Genomic DNA, 3,016 nt, shown 5'->3' with positions numbered 1-3,016 from the left:
CTTATTGTAAACGTAAGGGCTGCTAACCCTACGGTTTGGGGCGGTGAAGGTCAAGTCAAGTCTGGTACGGAAGATGACGTAGGATCGTTCGCTGGCGGTAGCACATCGGATAACAGTACGAGTGATACTTCTACGAAAAAGTTAGATACGGGTGACATTCGCGATATCTACAATCAAAAGACTGATTGGTAGTATTCGCGTTAAGCTCGCAATACAGAGGCTAGCTTTCGGGCTAGCCTTTTTTTATGGGCGGAATTTTAGTTTTCTTGGCGACAGATTTTTTAAAATTATGCTTTGTAAATTTTGCTTGAAAATTCTGTGAGATAGAATTTTGTGAAATTTTAAATTGCGGAATTTTGCTGCGAAACTTGGCGGTAAATTTTACTTACTAAGATTTGCGCGTCGTAATGACATATAATTTACGCGCTAATTTCAAGCAGTAGAATTCCAAAGCAAAATTTTGCAGTTAAATTTTACCGTACGAAATTCTCGATTGTTAGCATGGCAAGCTTTGCATGGCGCGATCGCGTAAAATTTGCCGGAAAATTTCATCACTCAGAATTTTTCTGCCTCCAAATATAGCTGCAGAATTCCGTTTCGTAAAATTTCGCATTCCAATCCTCATCCTAAAATTATATCGCGGTAAAACGCATCGCTGATAAAACTTAAAATTCTATTGCTCAAAGCCGCCTGCATTTTCCATTATCCTTCAAAATTTCGCTTCGTAAAATTCCAATCTGGCTAGATCTGCCATATAAAACCGCTTTATAAATTCCACTTGCTCATTTACCCGTTTTTAAATGAAATTTCGGCACAATGCGACTTAAAATTTCATCAGGGAAAGCCATTTGAAAACAAAAAATATCAGAAATTTCAGCATCATCGCGCATATCGACCACGGCAAATCCACGCTCGCAGACCGCCTGATCAGCGAGTGCAACGCCGTCGAGGCGCGCCAGATGAGCAGCCAGATCATGGATACGATGGATATCGAAAAGGAGCGCGGCATCACGATCAAGGCGCAGTCCGTGCGGCTCGAGTACGAGCTTGGCGGCGAGAAATATGTTTTAAATTTGATCGATACCCCGGGCCACGTGGATTTTAGCTACGAGGTCTCGCGCTCGCTGGCTAGCTGTGAGGGGGCGATCCTCGTCGTGGACGCGAGCCAGGGCGTACAGGCGCAAACCATCGCAAACGTCTATATTGCGCTACAGCACAACCTCGAGATCATCCCAGTGCTTAATAAAATCGATCTGCCCGCCGCCGATCCGCAGCGCGTAAAAGAGGAGATCGAGCACGTCATCGGGCTTGATTGCAGCAGCGCGATCGAGGTCAGCGCCAAAACGGGCGTGGGCATCAAGGAGCTTTTAGAGGCGATAATCACTCGCATCCCCGCGCCCAAAACGGACGATGCCGCGCCGCTTAAAGCGCTCATCTACGACAGCTGGTTCGATAACTACCTAGGCGCGCTCGCGCTTGTTAGGCTCTACGACGGCGTGCTGAAAAAGGGCGACGAGGTCTATATCATGGGTAGCGAGAACCGCCACGAGGTGCTTGATCTGATGTATCCCAACCCGCTCGCGCCTACCAAAATTCGCGAGCTTAGCAGCGGCGAAGTGGGCATCGTAGTAATGGGACTAAAAAACGTTGCCGACGTGCAGGTGGGCGATACGATCACTCTTTTTAAAAATCGCGCCGCCGCTCCCGTGGGCGGCTTTGAGAAGGCCAAGCCTTTCGTGTTTGCGGGCATCTATCCCGTGCAGACCGATAAATTTGAAGATCTGCGCGACGCTTTGGATAAGCTCAGCCTAAACGACAGCTCGCTTAGCTACGAGCCTGAAACGTCGCTCGCGCTAGGATTTGGCTTTCGCGTCGGGTTTTTGGGGCTGCTGCATATGGAGGTCGTCAAGGAGCGGCTCGAGCGCGAGTTTGATCTCGATCTCATCGCCACGGCGCCTACGGTGACCTACGCCGTGTATCTCACGGACGGCTCGTGCGTGCGGATACACAGCCCCAGCGAGCTTCCGGCGCCAAATTTCATCGAGCGCATCGAGGAGCCCTACGTCAGGGCGACCATCATTACCCCGAGCGAGTTTTTGGGCAATCTCATCAGCCTTTTAAATTTGCGCCGCGGCATCCAAACCAAGATGGACTACATCACGCCTGAGCGCGTCCTGCTCGAATACGACGTGCCTACAAACGAGATCATAATGGACTTTTACGATAAGCTCAAATCCTGCACCAAGGGCTACGCAAGCTTCGATTACGAGCCGATCGATTACAGGCGCGGCGATCTCGTAAAGCTCGACATCCGCGTCGCGGGCGAAGCGGTCGATGCGCTCTCGATCATCGTGCCCGCCTCAAAGGCCGAATCCAAGGGGCGCGACCTCGTCAAAGCGATGAAGGAGATCGTGCCGCGGCAGCTTTTTGAAGTCGCGATCCAAGCGAGCATCGGCAACAAGATCATCGCTCGCGAAAACGTCCGCGCCATGGGAAAAAACGTGACCGCCAAGTGCTACGGCGGCGACATCACGCGCAAGCGCAAGCTGCTCGAGAAGCAAAAAGAGGGCAAAAAGCGCATGAAAGCAATCGGAAAGGTAAATCTGCCGAGCGAGGCGTTTTTGAGCGTGCTAAAGATCGATTAAATTTTATACTTGAGCGGGTGATCTAAATTTTATCTTTTGCCGCGCGGTTATAAAATTTTGCCTTCAAATTTTGACGATCGTTCGGGCGTTTAAATTTAGCGGCTCGTCGTTCGGTGTGAAATTTCATCTTTAAATTTAACAATCTTAAGAGACGATTTAAATTTTATGACTGCACGGCGTTTTAAGCTCTATCGCTCGTCGTCAGAGCTGATATATTCGCTGCTGCGCACCCATTTTGCGCCGCTTTAGGCTCTAGCATTCACTACTCGGTCGTAGAATTTTGCCGCTCGCCGTTAGGCTAAAATTTCATCTTTCAAATTTAACATCCCGCGAGCGGTTTAAATTTTTACCGTCCGTCAATCATTGCGGTC

2 protein-coding genes are annotated in these 3,016 nt (G+C 49.4%); both read left to right on the top strand.

Annotation, left to right across the window (positions count from 1 at the left end; all coding sequences use genetic code 11):
• On the top strand, positions 1-192 hold a 192-nt coding region (locus tag Q0413_RS04530), incomplete at its 5' end, for a hypothetical protein (RefSeq protein ID WP_298987741.1).
• Positions 193-848: 656 nt separating this feature from the next.
• Entirely contained in the window at positions 849-2,645 is a 1,797-nt protein-coding gene (gene lepA / locus Q0413_RS04525; RefSeq protein ID WP_298987740.1) for a translation elongation factor 4, read from the top strand.
• Positions 2,646-3,016 lie beyond the last annotated feature (371 nt).

Origin of the sequence: uncultured Campylobacter sp., from assembly GCF_938045465.1 — a bacterium.
GTDB lineage: Bacteria > Campylobacterota > Campylobacteria > Campylobacterales > Campylobacteraceae > Campylobacter_B.
The sequence above is the reverse complement of the archived record's forward strand: the minus strand, read 5'-3'. Positions and strand labels throughout refer to the sequence as shown.